Genomic DNA, 20744 nt, shown 5'->3' on the forward strand with positions numbered 1-20744 from the left:
GTGACGGACAACGCCGAGGGATTGGTGACCGGTACGCCCATGGCCAGCGAGGAGAAGCTGCTCAGTTACCTCAAGCGGGCCACCACCGACCTGAGGGAGGCGCGCCGGCAGCTGCGGGACAACGAACAGCGCGCCACCGAACCGATCGCCGTCGTCGGCATGGCCTGCCGGTACCCGGGCGGGGTCACCTCGCCGGAGGGGCTGTGGCGGCTGGTCGCCGAGGGCGTGGACGCGGTCGGCACCTTCCCCGGTGACCGCGGCTGGGACCCGGAGCGCTGCTACGACCCGACGGGGGAACGGCCCGGGACGAGCTACGTCAACCAGGGTGGATTCCTCGACGGCGCGGGCGAGTTCGACGCCGATTTCTTCGGTATCTCGCCACGCGAGGCGCTGACCACGGACCCCCAGCAGCGGCTGCTGCTGGAGGTGTCGTGGGAGGCGCTGGAGCGGGCCGGGATCCGTCCGGCCACCCTGCGCGGCTCCGCGACCGGGGTCTACGCCGGGGTGATGTACCACGACTACCCGGGCAGCACCTGCATCGGCAGCCTGATCTCCGGGCGGGTCTCCTACACCCTGGGCCTGGAGGGCCCGGCGGTGTCGGTGGACACGGCCTGTTCGTCCTCGCTGGTCGGCCTGCACCTCGCGGCGCAGGCGCTGCGCCGGGGCGAGTGCACGCTCGCCCTGGCCGGCGGCGTCGCCGTCATGGGGACGCCGGGAACGTTCATCGACTTCAGCGAGCAGCGCGGCCTGGCGCCCGACGGGCGCTGCAAGGCGTTCGCCGACGCGGCGGACGGCACGGCGTGGGCCGAGGGCGCCGGGATGCTCGTGCTGGAGCGGCTGTCGGACGCGGTGCGCAACGGGCACCGCGTCCTGGCCCTGGTGCGCGGCAGTGCGGTGAACCAGGACGGCGCGTCGAGCGGGTTCAGCGCGCCGAACGGTCCGGCGCAGCAGCGGGTGATCCGGGCTGCGCTGGCGGACGCGGGCCTGGAGACGGGCGACGTGGACGCGGTCGAGGCGCACGGGACCGGGACGACGCTGGGCGACCCGATCGAGGCGCAGGCGCTGCTGGCGACCTACGGGCGCGAGCGGGCCGAGGAGCGGCCGCTGTGGCTGGGGTCGGTGAAGTCCAACTTCGGGCACGCGCAGGCGGCGGCGGGTGTGGCCGGTGTCATCAAGATGGTGATGGCGCTGCGGCACGGGGTCCTTCCCCGGACGCTGCACGTGGACGCGCCGTCCTCGCACGTCGACTGGTCCAGGGGCGGCGTGCGGCTGCTGACCGACGAGGTGGTGTGGCCGGCCGGGGAACGCCCCCGCCGGGCCGGGGTGTCCGCGTTCGGGCTCAGCGGCACCAACGCGCACGTGATCGTCGAGGAGCCCGGCGAGTACGCCGCCTCCGGTGACGAGCCGCAGGAGCCGATCGGCGTGCCGGCGTGGCCGGTGTCGGCGCGCACGGCTGTGGCGTTGCGAGCGCAGGCAGCTCGGCTTCTTGAGCGCGTTGACAGCGCTTCGGATGCCGAACTGGCCCTGGTCGGGCGGTCGTTGGCGACGGCGCGTACGCACTTCGAGCAGCGTGCGGTCGTGATCGGTACGGGCCGGGAGGAGCTGCTGGCGGGCCTGAGCGCGCTGGCACGGGGCACCGACGCCCCCGGCGTCGTCCGCGGGACGCATACGGCCGGCCGGACGGCGTTCCTGTTCACCGGCCAGGGCTCGCAGCGCACGGGCATGGGCGAGGAGCTGTACCGCGCCTTCCCGGTGTTCGCCACCGCCCTGGACGAGGTCTGCGCCCTGCTGGACAAGGGACTTGAGCGCCCGCTCAAGGACGTCATGTGGTCCCCCTCGGAGGAGAACCTGCTCGATCGGACCGGCTACGCGCAGTGCGCCCTGTTCGCCGTCGAGATCGCCCTTCTGCGCCTGTTCGCGTCCTGGGGCGTCACCCCCGACTCCGTGGCCGGGCACTCCATCGGCGAACTCGCCGCCGCCCACGCGGCCGGCGTCTGGTCCCTGGAGGACGCCTGCACCCTCGTCGCGGCCCGGGCCCGACTGATGCAGGCCCTGCCCACCGGCGGCGCGATGACCGCCATCGTCGCCACCGAGGACGAGGTCCGCGCCGCCCTCCTGCCCGGCGTCGACATCGCCGCCGTCAACGGCCCCCGCGCCGTGGTGATCTCAGGCGAGTCGGAGGCCGTGGCCAAGGTCGCCGCACGCTTCGAGCGCACCAAGGCCCTGACCGTCTCCCACGCCTTCCACTCCGCCCTCATGGAGCCGATGCTCCAGGAGTTCCGCACCGTCGCCGCCACCCTCACCTACCACCAGCCCGACCTCCCCCTCGTCTCCACCCTCACCGGAAAGACCGCCGCCGAAGGCGAGTTGAGCGACCCCGAGTACTGGGTCCGCCAGGTCCGCGAAAGCGTCCGCTTCGCCGACGCCCTCACCACCCTCACCACCACCGGCGGCGCCACCCGCCTCGTCGAACTCGGCCCCGACGCCGTCCTCACCGCCATGGCCGCCCACAGCACCGACAACGGCCACACCCTCATCCCCACCCTGCGCAAGGGCCGCCCCGAACAACACACGGCCGTCACCGCCCTCGCCACCCTCCACACCCACGGCACCACCGTCGACTGGACCGCCTACTACCCCGGCACCGCCACCACCGACCTCCCCACCTACCCCTTCCAGCAGCAGCACTACTGGCTGGAGGCCAACTCCTCCGACAGCGACCCGTCCTCCCTCGGACTGGAGGCCGTCGACCACCCCCTGCTCGGCGCGGCCACCGTGCTCGCCGACTCCGAGGGGCTCGTGCTCTCCGGCCGCCTCTCCACGGCCGCGCAGCCCTGGATCGCCGATCACGTGGTCCTGGACACGGTGCTCTTCCCCGGAACCGGGTTCGTCGAACTGGCCCTGCGGGCCGGCCTGGAGACCGGCTGCCCGACCGTCCGCGAACTGACCCTCCAGGCCCCGCTCGCGGTGCCCGAGCAGGGTGCCACCGTCCAGGTGAGCGTCCAGGAGCCGGATGCGGACGGCCTGCGCCGGTTCACCGTCCACTCCCGTGGCCGCGGTGAGGACCGGGCGGGCGACAGCACCTGGACCCGGCACGCGACCGGGATCCTGGCCCCGGAGGCACCCGTCGAGCCCCTCGCCGACCTGGTGCAGTGGCCACCGGCCGGTGCCGTGCCGATCGAGTCGGCCGGCGGGTACGAGCGGCTGGCCGACGAGGGCTACCGGTACGGCCCGGCCTTCCGCGGCCTGCGGGCCGCCTGGCGCCGCGGCGAGGAGCTGTACGCCGAGGTCGCCCTCCCCGAGACCGAGGCCGCCCGCGCCGACGCCGCCCGCTACGGCCTGCACCCGGCGCTGCTCGACGCGGCCCTGCACGTCCAGTTGCTCGCCGACCTGCCCGACGACCCCTCCGCCGACCTGCCCCACGAGGGCGGGGCGGCGCCGGTGGTGCCCTTCGCGTGGACCGGTGTCACGCTCGGCACGCCCGGCGCGGCCTCGCTGCGGGTGCGGATCAGCCCGGCCGGTCCGGACACCGTGACCGTGACGGTCGCGGACGGCTCCGGTCTGCCGGTGGCCTCGGTCCAGGGACTGGTGGCCCGTCCGCTCGCCGTCGGGCCGTCCGCACACGGGATCGGCGACCTGCTGTACCGGCTCCGGTGGGAGGCCGCGCCGGCCCCGTCCGCCGAACCGGCCCCGGAGACCGCGGTCCTGCGCGTGTCCGCCCTGGCCGGGACCGACCTGCCCGGCCTGGTGCGCTCGGTCCTGGACGACGTGCTCGCCTCGGTGCGGGCGCACCTCGCCGACACCGCCGCGCCCACCGCCAGGCTGGCCGTGGTCACCTCCGGCGCGCTCGCGGTCGGCCCGGACGAGCACGGCGACCCGTGCGCGGCGCCCGTCTGGGGCCTGGTCCGGGCCGCCGAGGCCGAGAACCCGGGGCGCTTCGTCCTGATCGACACCGACCCCGGCACCGACCCCGGCACCGGCCCCGGAACCGACGCCGACCCGGCCGCCGAGGCCGAGCTGCTGGACCGGGCCCTGCGCAGCGGCGAGCCCGAACTCGCGATCCGCGCGGGCGCCCTGGTCGTCCCCCGGCTGCGCCGCGCCCCCGACCAGGAGGCCGGACCCGCCGACTGGGACCCGGACGGCACCGTCCTGATCACCGGCGGCACCGGCGGACTGGGCGCGCTGCTCGGCCGCCACCTGGTGGCCGAGCACGGGGTCCGCCGGCTGGTGCTGACCAGCCGCCGCGGCCCGGACGGCCCCGGCGCCGCCGAGCTGGCCGCCGAACTGACCGGACTGGGCGCGGACGTGGAGGTCCTCGCCTGCGACATCGCCGACCGGGCCGCCGTCGCCGCGCTCCTCGCGGGCATCCCGGCCGCGCACCCGCTGACCGCCGTCGTGCACGCCGCCGGTGTGGTCGACAACGGCCTGCTGGAGACCCTGACCCCCGAGCGCTTCGACACGGTGCTGCGGCCCAAGGCCGACGGTGCCTGGCACCTGCACGAGCTGACCGCCCACCTGGACCTCGCGGCCTTCGTGCTGTTCTCCTCGGCGGCGGGCCTGGTGCTCGGCGCGGGCCAGGCCAACTACGCCGCCGCCAACGCCTTCCTGGACGCCCTGGCCGCGCACCGCCGTGCCCACGGGCTGCCCGCGCTGTCCCTGGCGTGGGGCGCCTGGGCGGCGGACGGCGGCATGGCCGGCGAACTGGACGAGGCCGACCTGCGCCGACTGCGCCGACTGGGCCTGCCCCCGATCACCGCCGCCGAGGGCCTGGCGCTCTTCGACGCCGCGCTCGGCGGGACCGACCCGGTGCTCGCCCCGCTCCGCCTGGACGCGGCGGCGCTGCGGGCCCGCACCGACGCACCGTCCGCGGTGCTGCGCGCACTCGCCGGCCCGGGCCGCCGCGGCCGCCCGGCCGAGCCGGGGGCGGACAGCCTGCTGCCGCGCGTCCTGGCCGGGCTGCCCGAGGCGGAGCGCGAGGACTACCTGCTGGGCGTGGTCACCGGCCGGGTAGCCGCGGTCCTCGGGCACGCGTCCGACGCCGCGATCCGGCCCGACCGGGCCCTGTCCGAGCTCGGCTTCGACTCGCTCACCGCGGTCGAACTGCGCAACCAGCTCGGCACGCTCGCCGGCTGCGCCCTGCCGGCCACCCTGGTCTTCGACCATCCGACGCCCGCCGCTCTGGCCCGCCACCTGCGGGACCTGATCGATCCGGCGCCGGCCGACCCGGCCGCGCACGTGCACGCCGAACTCGACCGGCTGGAGGAGCTGCTGTCCGCGGCCGACCCGGCCGGACCGGACCGGACGGCGGTCGCCGGCCGGCTCGAAACCCTGCTGCGCCGCTGGCAGGGGCACGGCACAAGCACCGGCGGTCCCGAAGGCGGGACGCCGGCACGAAACCTGGCACAGGCCAGTGACGACGAGCTCTTCGACGTGCTCGACCAGGAGTTGGGGATCCAGTGAACGGGCCGGGTGCGAAGGGGCGGGGGATGGAAGACCGGAGCACGGTGAATCAGGACACGGGCACGGCGGACAAGCTGCGCGACTACCTCAAGCGCGCGACCGCCGATCTGCAGCAGACCAGGCGGCGGCTGCGCGAGGTCGAGGAGGCCGCGGTCGAGCCGATCGCGATCGTCGGCATGGCATGCCGCTACCCGGGCGGCGTCGACGGGCCGGAGGCGCTCTGGGAGCTGGTCTCCGAGGGCCGGGACGCGATCGGCGGGTTCCCCGCCGACCGGGGCTGGGACACCGAGTCGATCTACGACCCCGAGCCCGGGAAGCCGGGCAAGACCTATGTGCGGCAGGGCGGCTTCCTGCCCGGGGCCGGCGGCTTCGACGCCGGGTTCTTCGGCATCAGCCCCAACGAGGCCCGGCGCGCCGACCCGCAGCAGCGGATCCTGCTGGAGGTCTGCTGGGAGGCGGTCGAGCGGGCCGGCCTCGACCCGACGACGCTGCACGGCAGCAACACCGGCGTCTACGCGGGCCTGATGTACCACGACTACATCCAGGGCAGCCCCGGCGGCAGCCTGGTCTCCGGCCAGGTGGCGTACAGCCTCGGCCTGCAGGGCCCGGCCATCTCGCTGGACACCGCGTGCTCCTCCTCGCTGGTCGCGACCCACCTGGCCTGCCAGGCGCTGCGCCGCGACGAGGTGGACCTCGCGCTGGCCGGCGGAATCACCGTGATGGGCACCCCGGAGATGTTCGTCGACTTCAGCCGCCAGCGCGGCCTGGCGCCCGACGGGCGCTGCAAGGCCTTCTCCGCGGACGCCGACGGCACCTCCTGGTCCGAGGGCGCCGGCGTGCTGGTGCTCGAACGGCTCTCGGACGCGCGCCGCCACGGCCACCGGGTGCACGCGGTGATCCGCGGCTCGGCGATGAACCAGGACGGGGCCAGCAACGGCATCACCGCGCCCAACGGCCCCGCGCAGGTCCGGGTGCTGCGCGCGGCGCTGGCCGCGGCGGGCCTGACCCCCGCCGAGGTGGACGCGGTCGACGCCCACGGCACCGGCACCACGCTGGGCGACCCGATCGAGGCGCAGTCCCTGATCGAGGTCTACGGGCGGCGCACCGAGCCGCTGCGCCTCGGCTCGGTCAAGTCCAACCTCGGGCACCCGCAGGCCGCGGCCGGCGTCGCCGGGATCATCAAGATGGTGCTGGCGATGGAGCACGGCGTCCTCCCCCGGACCCTGCACCTGACCGAGCCGACCCCGCACGTGGACTGGTCGTCCGGCGCGGTGCGGCTGCTCGCCGAGAACGAGGACTGGCCCGAGCTCGGCCGGCCGCGCCGGGCCGCGGTCTCCTCCTTCGGGATCAGCGGGACCAATGCCCACGTCGTCCTGGAGCAGGCCGCCGAGCCGGAGCCCGGGGCCGACGAGGAGCCCGCCGCCGACCCCCGGGTCGTCCCCTTCGCGCTGGGCGCCAGGTCGCCGGAGGCGCTGGCGGCGGTGGCCGGGCGGCTGGCCGGCCACCTGCGGGCCCGTCCCGGGCTCGCGCTCGCCGACCTCGGCCGCTCGCTGGCCACCGGCCGGTCCGCGTTCGAGCACCGGGCCGTGCTGGTCGGCCGGGACCGGCCGCAGCTGCTGGCGGCGCTCGACGCGCTGGCCGACGGCCGTCCGCTGGCCGGGACCGTCACCGGGGTCGCCGGCCCCACCGGCCGGACGGCGTTCGTGTTCTCCGGCCGGGACTCCTTCGGGCCCGGCGCGGCGGCCGGACTGCTGGAGGGATCCGCGGTCTTCGCCGAGCAGGTGGCCGCCTGCGACCGGGAGCTCGCGCCGCTGCTCGGCTGGTCGGTCTCCGACGTGCTGCGCGGCGCCGAGGGCGCGCCCTCGGCGGACCGGCCGGAGGTGGCGCACCCGGTCCGCTGGACGGTGCAGGTGGCGCTGGCCACGCTCTGGCGGGCCCACGGCGTCGAGCCGGACGCGGTCGTCGGGCACGGCCCGGGCGAGGTCGCCGCGGCGACGGTCGCCGGGCTGCTGTCGCCGGCCGACGGCGCACGGGCCGCCGCCTCGCTGGGCCGCCCCGACGGACCGGGCCTGCCCGACCGCCCCGAGCCGGCCGGGGACGCCGACCCGGCCGCGCGCCGCCCGGCGGTGTACTCCACCGCGCTCGGCGGCCGGCTGGACCTGGACGCCACCGGGACCGGGCCGTGGCTCGCCGCGCTCGGCCAGGAGGCGGACCCGGCGCCGGTGCTCAAGGAGCTCGCCGAGCGCGGTCACCGCGCCTTCCTCGCCCTCGGTCCGGACCCCGAGCCCACCACCCTGGTGCGGGAGGCGCTCGCCGCCCTCGACCACGAGGCCGTGGTCGTCGCGGCACCCGGACCGGAGGGCGACCCGGTCGCCGCGCTGGAGCGGTTCGCGCTCGCGGCGGCCGAGCTGCACGTCGGCGGCTTCACCGCGGACTGGGCCGCGTTCTTCCCGCACGGCCGCACCGTCGACCTGCCCACCTACCCGTTCCAGCACACGTCCTACTGGACGGCGCCGGAGCCGTTCGGCGCGCCGGCCGCCCCGGCCCCGGAGGCCGCGGCGGGCTCGCTGCGCTACCGGGTGCGGTGGTCCCCGGTCGACGGGCTGCCGGAGCCCGCGCTGTCCGGCGTCTGGCTGGTCGCGGCCGAGGACCGCGCCCCGGCGGCGGACCGGGTCGCCGAGGCGCTCACCGCGCACGGCGCCGAGGTCGTCCGGCTGGCCGTGGACGCCGCCGCGGCGGACCGGGCCGAGCTGGGCGCGCGGATCACCGAACTCCTCGGCGAGGAGCGGCCCGCGGGCGTGCTCTCGCTGACGGCCCTGGGCGAACCGGAGGCCGCGGAGGTCCCCGCGCCGGGCGTCACCGCGACGATCCCGCTGCTCCAGGCCGTCCTCGACGCCGGGATCACCGCGCCGTTCTGGTGCGTGACCCGGTCCGGCGCGGCCGTCGAGGAGGGCGAGGACACCGACCCCTCGGCCGCCGCGCTGTGGGGCGCGGGCACCGTGCTCGCCCTCGACCTGCCGGCCGTCTGGGGCGGGCTGGTCGACCTTCCGGCGGATCCCGGACCGGAGGCGGCCGGTCTGCTGTGCGCCGTCCTCACCGGCCGGGCCGAGGAGGACCAGGTGGCCGTCCGCGGCGCCCGGGCCTACGCCCGGCGCCTGGTCCCCGCCCCGGTGGAGGCGGACGGGCCGGGGCCGGACGGGCCGGGCGCGGACGGCGGCTGGCGGCCGGGCGGCACGGTGCTGGTCACCGGCGGCACCGGTGCCATCGGCGCGGCCGTCGCCCGCCGGCTGGCCCGCTCCGGGGCCGACCACCTCGTACTGGCCGGCCGCCGGGGCCCCGGCGCCCCGGGCGCCGCCGAGCTGGCGGCCGAACTGACCGCGCTGGGCGCCACCGTGACCGTGGCGGCCTGCGACGTCACCGACGGCGCCGCGGTGGCCGAGCTGGTCGCCGGGCTCCCGGAGCTGACCGCCGTGGTGCACGCCGCCGGGCAGCTGCCCGCGGAGACCGCGCCCACCGACCTGACGCCGCAGGAGTTCGCCCGGGCCACCCGGGCCAAGATCGCCGGCGCCCACCACCTGGACCGGGCGCTCGGCGACCGCCCGCTGGAGGCCTTCGTGCTCTTCGGCTCCGGCGCGGCCGTCTGGGGCACCGCGGGCCGCGTCCCGTACGCGGCCGGGAACGCCTACCTCGACGGCCTGGCCCACCGGCGCCGGGCCCGCGGGGTGACGGCCACCTCGATCGCGTGGGGCACCTGGGCCGGCGGCGGCATGGTCGACGCCGAGGCGGACGACCACCTGCGGCACATCGGCCTGGCCTCCCTGGAGCCCGGGGCGGCGCTCGACGAACTGTGGCGGGCGCTGGGCCGGGACGAGAGCCACCTGGTGGTCGCCGACATCGACTGGGCCAGGTTCGCCCCGGTCTACACCGCGGCCCGGCCCCGGCCGCTGCTGCGCGAACTCCCGGACGCCGTCCGCGCCCTGACGGACGGGGACCCGGCCGACGGGCCGGCCGCGGCGGGCCCGGTCCTGGCCGACCGGCTGACCGGCCGGTCCGGGGCCGAGCGCGCCCGGATCGTACTGGGCGTGGTGCGCGAACAGGCGGCCGCCGTGCTCGGCCACGACGGGGCCGGCTCCGTCGAACCCGGCCGCACCTTCAAGGACCTGGGCTTCGACTCGGTGTCCGCGGTCGAGTTCCGCAACCGGCTCAGCGCCGCGGCGGGCGTGCGGCTGCCGGCCACCGTCGTCTTCGACCACGCCAACCCCAGGGCGCTGGCCGAGTTCGTCGAGGCCGAGCTGGCCGACCTGGCCCCCGGGGGTGCGGCGGCGGTGTCCGCCGAACTCGACCGGTTGGAGGCCCTGGTCGCCGGGCTCGCCCCGGAGGAGGCGGAGCGGGCCGGACTCGGCCCCCGGCTCCACGCACTGGCCGCCCGGCTGGGCGGCGCGGGCGGTCTGCCGGGCGGTTCGCCCGGCGGCTCCCAGGACGCCGGAGGCGCCGGCCCCGAGCTGGCCCTCGTGCTCGAATCCGCAAGCGCGGAAGACCTGTTCAACCTGCTGGACAAAGAGCTCGGATCGAGCGGAAACGGCGAGGGTTTCTGATGGCTGAGGAAGCAAAGCTGCTCGACTACCTCAAGCGGGCGACCGCCGAGTTGCACGAGACCCGCAGCCGGCTGCGCGAGGTCGAGGCGGCGGACCGGGAGCCGGTCGCGATCGTCGCGATGAGCTGCCGGTACCCCGGGGACGTGCGCTCCCCGGAGGACCTCTGGCAGCTGGTGTCGACCGGGACCGACGCGGTCGGCCCGTTCCCGGCCGACCGCGGCTGGGACGGCTCGCTGTACGACGCCGACCCGGACCACCCCGGCACCAGCTACGTCAACGAGGGCGGGTTCTTCCACGGCGCGCCCGAGTTCGACGCGGGCCTGTTCGGGATCTCCCCGCGCGAGGCGCTGACCATGGACCCGCAGCAGCGCCTGATGCTCGAACTGGCCTGGGAGGCCTTCGAGCGGGCCGGCCTGGCCCCCAGCGGGCTGTCCGGGCAGCGGGTCGGGGTGTTCCTCGGCAGCGGCAGCCAGGACTACTACGAGGACCTGGCGCCCGGCGCGGTGGCCGCGGTCATCGACGACTACCTGAGCACCGGCAACGCCGCCTCGGTGATCTCCGGCCGGGTGGCCTACGCGTTCGGCCTGGAGGGCCCCGCGCTCACCGTCGACACCGCGTGCTCCTCCTCGCTGGTCGCCCTGCACCTGGCCGTCCAGGCGCTGCGCCGCCGCGAGTGCACGATGGCGCTGGCCGGCGGGGTGATGGTGATGTCCGCCCCCGGCCCGTTCATCGCCTTCAGCAAGCAGCGCGGGCTGGCCCCGGACGGCCGCTGCAAGGCCTTCGCCGAGGGCGCCGACGGCACCGGCTGGGCCGAGGGCGCCGGTACCCTGCTGCTGGAGCGGCTCAGCGACGCCCGGCGCAACGGCCACCAGGTGCTCGCCGTGATCCGCGGCAGCGCGGTCAACTCGGACGGCGCGTCCAACGGCCTGACCGCCCCCAACGGCCCGTCCCAGCAGCGGGTGATCCGCCAGGCGCTGGCCGACTCGGGCCTGACGGCCGCCGAGGTCGACGCGGTCGAGGGCCACGGCACCGGCACCGTGCTCGGCGACCCGATCGAGATCCAGGCGCTGCTCGCCACCTACGGCAGGGAGCGCACCGACGGGCGCCCGCTGTGGCTCGGCTCGATCAAGTCCAACATCGGGCACGCCCAGGCCGCGGCCGGCGTCGGCGGCGTGATCAAGATGGTCGAGGCGATGCGCCACGGCGTGCTGCCGCAGACCCTGCACGCCGCGAAGCCCTCCGAGCGGGTCGACTGGTCCGCCGGGAACGTGCGGCTGCTGTCGGCCCGGCGGGCATGGCCGCAGACCGGTGCGCCGCGCCGGTCCGCGGTCTCCTCCTTCGGTGTGAGCGGGACCAACGCGCACATCGTCCTGGAGCTGCCCGAGCCCGCCCCGGTCGCCGCGCAGGACGCGGTGGAGCAGCCCGGCTGGCCGGTCGCGGCGCCCGTCCCGTGGCCGCTCGGCGGGCACGGCGAGGACGCCCTGCGGGCCCAGGCCGGACGGCTGCTGGCCCACCTGGACGCGCACCCCGGGGCCGACCCGGTCGACCTCGGCTTCTCCCTGGCCACCGGCCGGGCCCCGCTGGACCGCCGGGCCGTCGTGCTCGCCGGACCCGGGCCCGAGGGCCGGGCCGAGGCCCGCGCCGCGCTGGCCGCCCTGGCCGACGGCAGCGCCGTGGTGCACGGCGCCGCCGACCCGGGGCTGACCGCCTTCCTGTTCTCCGGTCAGGGCGCCCAGCACGCGGGCATGGGCAAGGGCCTGTACGAGACCTTCCCGGTGTTCGCGGCGGCCTTCGACGAGGTGTGCGCCGGGTTCGAGCTCGACCAGCCGCTGCGCACCGTGGCGTTCGGCAAGCCCCGGCTGCTGAACCAGACCCGGTACACCCAGCCCGCGCTGTTCGCGGTCGAGGTCGCCCTCTACCGCCTGGTCGAGTCCTGGGGCCTGACCCCGGACCTGCTGCTGGGCCACTCCGTCGGCGAGCTCGCCGCCGCGCACGTGGCCGGGGTGCTGTCGCTCGCCGACGCCTGCACCCTGGTCGCCGCCCGCGGCCGGCTGATGCAGGACCTCCCGGGCGGCGGCGCGATGGTCGCCGTCCAGGCCACCGAGGAGGAGGTCCGCGAACTGCTGACCGACGGCGTGAGCGTGGCCGCCGTCAACGGTCCGCGCTCGGTGGTGCTCTCCGGTGACGAGGAACCGACCCTGAAGATCGCCGCGCACTTCGGCGAGCAGGGCCGCAAGACCGTCCGCCTCAAGGTCTCGCACGCGTTCCACTCCGCCCGGATGGACCCGATGCTCGCCGAGTTCCGCGAGGTCGCCGCCGGGCTGACGTACCACGCGCCGGCCCTCACGCTGGTCTCCGGGCTCACCGGCCGGGTGGCCGGGGCCGAGGAGCTCGCCGACCCGGACTACTGGGTGCGGCAGGTGCGCGACACCGTGCGCTTCCACGACGGGGTGCGGCGGCTGGCGGCCGAGGGCGCGACCCGGTTCGCCGAGATCGGGCCGGACAGCGTGCTGCTCGCGCCCGCCCAGGAGACCCTGGCCGACGCGGCCGGCCCGGCCGCGCTGGTGCCCGTGCTGCGCAAGGACCGCGACGAGCCCGCCACCCTGCTGGCGGCCGTCGCCCGACTCCACGTCAGCGGCGCCGAGGTGGACTGGGCGGCGCTGTTCGCGGGCAGCGGCGCCCGGCGCACCGGGCTGCCGACGTACGCCTTCCAGCGCCGGCGCTACTGGCTGGACGCCCGCGGCGGCGCGGGCGGCTCGGCCACGGTGGCCGCGGCGGGCCTGGCCGCGGCCGGCTACGGCGGCGGGGAGCACCCGCTGCTGGGCGCCGCCGTCGTGCTCGCGGACACCGACGGCGCGGTGATGACCGGCCTGCTGTCGGTCGAGGCCCAGCCCTGGCTCGCCGACCACGTGCTCGGCGGCGTCGCGACCGTCCCCGGCACCGCGTTCGTCGAACTGGCCGTACGGGCCGGCGACCTGGTCGGCTGCGGCCGGGTCGAGGAGCTCACCCTCAGCAGCCCGCTGGTGGTCCCGGCCGGGACCGGCGTCCAGCTGCAGGTCGCGGTCGACGCGCCGGACGCCGCCGGGCACCGGGCGCTGACCGTGTACTCGCGGCCCGAGGAGTCCGACGGCTCCGGCCCGGGTCCGGACTGGACCGTGCACGCCACCGGCCTGCTCGCCCCGGCGGTCGGCGCCCTGCGGGCCGCGGCGACCGCCTGGCCGCCGAGCGCGGCGCAGCCGGTCGCGCTGGACGGGCTCTACGAGGCCTTCGCGGGCTCCGGGATCGACTACGGGCCCGCGTTCCGCGCGCTGAGCGCGGTGTGGCGGCAGGGCGAGGAGATCTTCGCCGAGGTCCGGCTGCCCGAGAGCGAGGCGCAGCGGGCCGGTGCGTTCGGCCTGCACCCGGCGGCCCTCGACGCGGCCACCCACGCGCTGCGCGCGGTCGGCGGGGCCGCGGACGCCGAGGACGGCGCGGACCAGGGCCGGATGCCGTTCTCCTGGTCCGGCGTCCAGCTGGCCGCCACCGGAGCCACGGTGCTGCGGGTCCGCTTCGTCCCGGCCGGTGCCGACGCGTTCGCCGTCGAGGTGACCGACCCTGCCGGCGGCCTGGTGGCCTCGATCGACTCGGTCGCCTTCCGCCCGCTGGTGCTGCCCTCGGCCACCGCCGCCGCGCCGCTGTACCGCCTGGAGTGGCGGCCGCTGCCGGCCGCGGCGGACCGGCCGGGCCCGGCGGACCGGCACGAGCTCTTCTCCAGCGCGGCCGGCGCCGACGCCGGGGCCGTGCACGCCGCCACCGCCGAGGCGCTGCGCGCCGTGCAGGAGCGGCTGTCCGACGACTCCGCCGACGCCCCGGTCCTGGTGGTGGTCACCCGCGGCGCGCTGTCCGTGGACGGCGAGGACGTCACCGACCCGGCCGGCGCCGCGGTCTGGGGCCTGGTCAGGTCGGCCCAGGCCGAGCACCCCGGCCGGTTCGTCCTGCTCGACGCCGACGCGGACGCGGACCTCGACGCCCTGCTGCCCGCGGTGCTGGCCTCGGGCGAGCCCCAGGTGGCGCTGCGCGCCGGTGCGGCCCGGGTGGCCCGGCTGGCCCGGGTGCCGCGGCCGGCCGACCCGGCGGTCGCGTCCTTCGACCCGGAGGGCACCGTCCTGGTGACCGGCGCCTCCGGTGCGCTCGGCGCCGTGCTGGCCCGCCACCTGGTGGCGGAGCACGGCGTGCGCCGGCTGCTGCTGCTGAGCCGCGGCGGCCCGGACGCGCTGGCCGGCCTGACCGCCGAGCTGACCGCGGCGGGCGCCGAGGTCGACGCGGTGGCCTGTGACGTGGCGGACCGCGAGGAGCTGGCCGCGGCGCTGGCGACCGTGCCCGCCGCGCACCCGCTGACCGCGGTGGTGCACGCCGCCGGCGTCCTCGACGACGGCGTGGTCACGGCCCTGACGCCGGAGCGGACCTCGGCGGTGCTGCGCCCCAAGGTGGACGGCACGATCAACCTGCACGCCCTGACCGAAGGGGCGGACCTGGCCGCGTTCGTCCTGTTCTCCTCGGTCTCCGGTGTGCTCGGCGCGCCCGGCCAGGCGAACTACGCCGCCGCCAACAGCTTCCTGGACTCCTTCGCCGCCCACCGCCGCGCCCTGGGCCGCCCGGCGCTCTCACTGGCCTGGGGCCAGTGGGAGCAGCCCGGCGGCATGGCCGGCACCGGCCGGACGGTCGGCACCGCGGCGCTGGCCGCGCTGTCCACCGCGGAGGGCCTGGCCCTGTTCGACGCGGCGCTCGGCTCCGGCCTGGCCGCGCTGGTCCCGGTCAAGCCGAACTTCGCGGTGCTCCGCGACCGGGCCGCCGCGCTGCCCCGGCCGCTGCTGGACCTGGCCGGCCCCGGCCGGCTGCGGACCGCGGCCGGGACCGGCGACGGTGACACCCCGTTCGGCCGGACCCTGGCCGCGCTGCCCGAGGCCGACCGGGCGGCGGCCGCCCTGGACCTGGTCCGGGCGCAGGCGGCGGCGGTGCTCGGCTACGGCTCGGCGGCGGACGTCGAGCCCGCCGGGCAGTTCCAGCAGCTCGGCTTCGACTCGCTGACCGCGGTGGAGCTGCGCAACAACCTCAACGCGGCCACCGGGCTGCGGCTCCCGGCGACGCTGGTCTTCGACTACCCGACCCCGGCCGCCCTCGCCGAGCACCTGCTGAGCGAGACGTCCGGGACCGTCGCGGCGGTGGCGGCGCAGCAGAACCACCACGACGAGCCGATCGCGATCGTCGGCATGGCCTGCCGCCTGCCCGGCGGGGTCGGCTCCCCGGCTGACCTGTGGCGGCTGGTGTCCGAGGGCACCGACGCCATCGGCCCCTTCCCCGCCGACCGCGGCTGGGACCTGGGCGCGCTGCACGACCCGGCGGGGCTGCGCCCCGGCACCACCTCGGTCGACCAGGGCGGATTCCTCTACGACGCGGGCGACTTCGACCCGGCCTTCTTCGGCGTCCCGCCCAAGGAGGCGGCGCTGGTCGACCCGCAGCAGCGGCTGCTGCTGGAGGCGTCCTGGGAGGCGCTGGAGCGGGCCGGCATCGACCCGTCGCAGCTCAAGGGCAGCGCGACCGGCGTCTACGCGGGCGTCCAGTTCCACGACTACGTCGGAAGCAACAGCACCGGCTCGATCGTGACCGGCCGGATCGCCTACACGCTCGGCCTGGAGGGCCCGGCGGTCAGCGTCGACACGGCGTGCTCCTCCTCGCTGGTCGCACTGCACTGGGCCGGCCAGGCGCTGCGCAGCGGCGAGTGCTCGCTGGCGCTGGCCGGCGGCGTCACCGTGATGGCGACGCCGGAGACCTTCGTCGAGTTCAGCCGGCAGGGCGGCCTGGCCGCGGACGGCCGGTGCAAGGCCTTCTCGGCGGACGCCGACGGCACCGCCTGGGCCGAGGGCGTGGGCATGCTCGTCCTGGAGCGGCTCTCCGACGCCCGGCGCAACGGGCACCCGGTGCTCGCCCTGGTGCGCGGCTCGGCGGTGAACCAGGACGGCCTGTCCAACGGCCTGACCGCGCCGAACGGCCCCGCCCAGCAGCGGGTGATCCGCCAGGCGCTGGCCAACGCGGGCCTGACCGCGGCGGACGTCGACGCCGTCGAGGCGCACGGCACCGGCACCCGGCTCGGCGACCCGATCGAGGCCCAGGCCCTGCTGGCGACCTACGGGCAGGAGCTGCCCGCCGACCGACCGCTGCGGGTCGGCTCGGTGAAGTCGAACATCGGCCACGCCCAGGCCGCGGCGGGCGCCGCCGCGGTGATCAAGATGGTGCTCGCGCTGGGCCACGAGGAGCTGCCGCGCACGCTGCACGTGTCGGAGCCCTCGCCCGAGGTCGACTGGTCGGCCGGACACGTCAGCCTGCTGTCCGAGCCGGTCTCCTGGCCCCGCAACGGCCGGGTCCGCCGGGCCGGCGTCTCCTCCTTCGGCATCAGCGGCACCAACGCCCATGTGATCATCGAGGAGCCGCCCGCCGTCGCCCCCGCACCGGAGCCCGAGCAGGCGGCGGCTCCCGCGGTCGTCGCCTGGCCGGTCTCCGCGCGGACCCCCGGGGCGCTGCGCGGCCAGGCCGAGCGGCTGCTGTCCTTCCTGGACGAGAGCACGGACCAGGACCTCGCGTCGGTCGGCTACTCGCTGGCGTGCACCCGCTCCGCGTTCGCGCACCGGGCGGTGCTGGTCGGGACCAAGCGGGGCGACTTCCTGCGCGGCCTGATGGCCCTGGCCGACGGCGAGGAGACCCCGGGCCTGACCACCGGCCCGGCCGCGGCGACCGGCCGGAGCGCGGTGCTCTTCTCCGGGCAGGGCTCCCAGCGGATCGGCATGGGGTCGGGCCTGTACGCGGCCTCCCCGGTGTTCGCGGCCGCCTTCGACGAGGTCTGCGACGCGCTGGACCCGCACCTGGACCGCCCGCTGCGCGAGGTCCTCCAGGGCGACCAGGGGACGCTGAACCGGACCGAGTACGCGCAGGCGGCGCTGTTCGCCGTCGAGGTCGCGCTCTACCGGCTGGCCGAGTCCTTCGGCCTGCGCCCCGACTTCCTCGCCGGGCACTCCGTCGGCGAGCTCGCGGCGGCGCACGTCGCCGGGGTGTGGTCGCTCGCCGACGCGGCCCGGCTGGTGGCCGCGCGCGGCCGCCTGATGCAGGCGCTGCCGGCCGGCGGGGCGATGATGGCGATCGCCGCGCCCGAGGCCGAGGTGCGGGCCGCGCTGGTCCCGGGCGTGGACGTCGCGGCGGTCAACGGCCCGACGTCGGTCGTCGTCTCGGGCGCCGAGGACGCGGTGTTCGCGGTGGGCGCCGGCTTCAGCCGCTCCAAGCTGCTGGCCGTCTCGCACGCCTTCCACTCGGCCCTGATGGAGCCGATGCTGGCGGAGTTCCGCGAGGTCGCGCAGGGCATCTCCTACGCGCCGCCGCGGATCCCGGTGGTCTCCAACCTCACCGGCGGACCGGCCGGCGAGGACCAGCTGACGGACCCGGAGTACTGGGTGCGCCACGTCCGGGAGGCGGTCCGCTTCGCGGACGGCGTCAGCACCCTGCGGGAGCAGGGCGTGACCCGGTTCATCGAGCTCGGCCCGGACGCCACGCTGACCGCGCTCGCCGCCGAGACCCTCGGCGCCGAGGCGGTCGAGGAGGCGGTCCTCACCCCGCTGCTGCGCAAGGACCAGGACGACCTGCGGGCGCTGTGGTCCGGCCTCGCGGCGCTGCACGTCCACGGCCTGTCCCCGGACTGGGCCGCGGTCTACCGGGGCGTCGGGCTCGCGCCCGGCATCGTCGAGCTGCCGACCTACCCCTTCCAGCGCAAGCGCTACTGGTACCAGGGCGCCGGCGGCGGCGTCGGCGGCGAGCAGGGCGGCACCCACCCGCTGGTCGGGGCGGCGACCGAACTGGCCGGCGACGGCGGCCTGCTGCTCACCGGGCGGCTGTCGCTGGGCACGCACGCCTGGCTGGCCGACCACGAGGTGTCCGGGGCCGTGGTCTTCCCCGGCACCGGCTTCGTCGAGCTGGCCCTGCACGCGGGCGAGCAGGTCGGCCTGGACCGCCTCGACGAGCTCGTCATCGAGGCCCCGCTGATCCTGCCGGGGCCGGACGGCATCCGGATCCAGTGCGCCGTGGGCGCGCCGGACCGGGACGGCGGGCGCACCGTCACCGTCCACTCGCGCACCGAGGGCGGCCCGGCCGGCCGGTCCTGGATCCGGCACGCTACCGGGCTGCTGGCCCGCGGCGGCGGGAAGCCGTCCTTCGAGCTGACGGCGTGGCCGCCGAGCGGCGCCGAGCCGGTGTCGCTGGACGGGCGGTACGAGCAGCTGGCCGAGGCGGGACTCGCCTACGGTCCGGCCTTCCGCGGCCTGCGGGCCGCCTGGAAGCGCGGCGGCGAGGTCTTCGCCGAGATCGGCTTCGACCCGTCGGCGCCGGTCGACCCGGAGGGGTTCGGCCTGCACCCGGCGGTGCTCGACGCGGCGCTGCACGCGATCGGCCTGAGCCGGGCCGGGAGCGGCGAGCCCGTGCTGCCGTTCTCCTGGGAGCAGGTGGAGCTGCACGCGGTCGGCGCGTCCGGCCTGCGGGTCCACGTGCGGCCGACCGGCACCGGCACCGCCGCCCTGGACGTGGCGGACGCGACCGGGCAGCCGGTCGCCTCGATCGGCTCGCTGGTGCTGCGGCCGGCGGCCGCGCTGACCCGGCCGGCCGCGGCGGCCGCCGGCGCCGACGCGATGTACCGCCTCGCCTGGCAGCAGGCGGACGCGGCGGCGGCCGGCGGCACCGCCGGCTGGGGCCTGGTCGGCACCGACCCCTGGGGTCTGGCGGCCGCGCTCGGCATCGACGTCCGGCCCGACCTGGAGGCGGCGGCCGGCCTCGGCACCCTGGTCGTCCCCGTGGGCGGGGACGCGACCGGCGGGTCGGCGGAGGCCGTCCGGACCGGCGTGCACGGCATGCTCGGGTTCCTCCAGCAGTGGCTGGCCGACGAGCGCTTCGCCGAGTCCCGGCTGCTGGTGGTCACCCGCAACGCGCAGGACTGCGGGGACGAGGCGCCCCGGGACCTGGTCGGCGCGGCGGTGGCGGGCCTGGTGCGCTCCGCCCAGGCGGAGAACCCGGACCGGATCGTCCTGGTCGACCTCGACGCGGTGCCGACCGCGGCCGACCGGCTCGCCGCCGCTGCGGGCGGGGAACCGCAGTCCGCGATCCGGGCCGGCGCCCTGCTGGCCCCGCGGATCGCGGCCGTCCCCCCCGCCGAGGCGGCCCCGGCCGACGGACCGGCCTGGGACCCCGACGGCACCGTGCTGATCACCGGCGGAACCGGCGCCCTCGGCCGCGCGGTGGCCGGACACCTCGCCGCCCGGCACGGCGTCCGCCACCTGCTGCTGGTCGGCCGCCGCGGCGCGGACGCGCCCGGCGCGGCCGAGCTCCAGGCGCACCTCGCGGGCCTGGGCGCCACGGCCTCGCTGGTCGCCTGCGACGTCGCCGACCGCACCGCGCTGGCCGAGCTGCTCGCGGCGATCCCGGCCGACCGGCCGCTGCGCGGCGTGGTGCACGCGGCCGGCGTGATCGACGACGCCGTGATCGCCTCGCTCACCCCGGAGCGGGTGGACACGGTGCTGCGTCCGAAGGTGGAGGCCGCGGCGAACCTGCACGCGCTCACCGCGGACCTGGACCTGACCTCCTTCGTGCTGTTCTCCTCGGCGTCCGGCGTGCTCGGCGCGCCGGGCCAGGGCAGCTACGCGGCGGCCAACGCGTTCCTCGACGCGCTGGCGGCGGACCGGCGCGCGGCCGGCCTGCCGGGCAGCTCGCTGGCCTGGGGCGTGTGGGAGCAGACCGACGGCGCGGGCATGGCCGCCGGTCTGAGCGAGTCGGACCTGCGCCGGATCGCCGAGTCCGGGGTCGGTGCGCTGACGGTGGACCAGGGGCTGGCCCTGTTCGACCTGGCCGGCGAGCTGGCCGACGCGGTCCTGCTGCCGGTCAACCTGGACCGCGCCGTCCTCGACCGCGCGGGCGACGAACTGCCCGTGCTGCTGCGCGGCCTGGTCCGCGGCGGCACCGCGAAGCGGGTCGCGGGCGAGGCGGAGCCGGAGGCCGGGTCGGGCTCGCTGCGCGAGCGCCTCGCCGCGATGCCGGCGCCCAAGCGCGGACCCGCCCTGCTGGATCTGGTCCGCACCCAGGCGGCGACGATCCTCGGTTACGCCGACCCGCAGGAGGTCCCGGCGGACCGGGCCTTCAGCGAGCTCGGCTTCGACTCCCTGTCGGCGATGGGCCTGCGCAACAAGCTGACGATCGTCACCGGTCTGAAGCTGCCGACCAGTCTGATCTTCGACTACCCCAACGCCCAGGTCCTGGCCGATCACCTGGCCACCGAACTGGTGCCGCAGGAGGAGGAGGGCGGCGAGGAGGCGCTCACCGACGAGAAGGTCGCGGAGATCCTCGGCTCCATCCCGCTGTTCCGGCTCCGCGACGCGGGCCTGCTGGACAGCCTCCTGGAGCTGGCCGGCGTCCGGGCCCCGCGGGCCGCGGAGGCGGCCTCCGCCGACGGCGAGCCGTCGACGGGCGGCGCGTCCGCCTCGATCGACGAGATGGACAGCGAGGCGCTGATCAACCTGGTCATGGGCGGTGCCGGCGACCTGGACTGACGGCGGACAGCGGCCCCTTCCGCCCCGGGACACCGGGGCGGAAGGGGCCGCTTCGTGCGACGGCCCGCCCTGTGCGACG

3 protein-coding genes are annotated in these 20744 nt (G+C 77.2%); all 3 read left to right on the forward strand.

What is annotated here, in order from left to right; genetic code table 11:
• From ACFVFS_RS13180 to ACFVFS_RS13190, 3 genes are read left to right on the forward strand one after another with little or no spacing between them, the layout of a single operon-like run.
• Window positions 1-5460: a type I polyketide synthase gene (locus ACFVFS_RS13180; RefSeq protein ID WP_380623349.1), complete on the forward strand. Its 5460-nt coding sequence runs from the start codon at window positions 1-3 to the stop codon at window positions 5458-5460.
• A gap of 44 nt (window positions 5461-5504) precedes the next feature.
• Entirely contained in the window at window positions 5505-10055 is a 4551-nt protein-coding gene (locus ACFVFS_RS13185; RefSeq protein WP_380623351.1) for an SDR family NAD(P)-dependent oxidoreductase, read from the forward strand.
• Window positions 10055-20665, forward strand: a complete 10611-nt coding sequence (locus tag ACFVFS_RS13190) for an SDR family NAD(P)-dependent oxidoreductase (protein ID WP_380623353.1) — start codon at window positions 10055-10057, stop codon at window positions 20663-20665. The genes ACFVFS_RS13185 and ACFVFS_RS13190 overlap by 1 nt, the downstream gene beginning before the upstream one ends.
• Window positions 20666-20744: the final 79 nt, after the last annotated feature.

It is taken from the genome of Kitasatospora sp. NPDC057692 (assembly GCF_042799475.1).
Taxonomy (GTDB): Bacteria; Actinomycetota; Actinomycetes; order Streptomycetales; family Streptomycetaceae; genus Kitasatospora.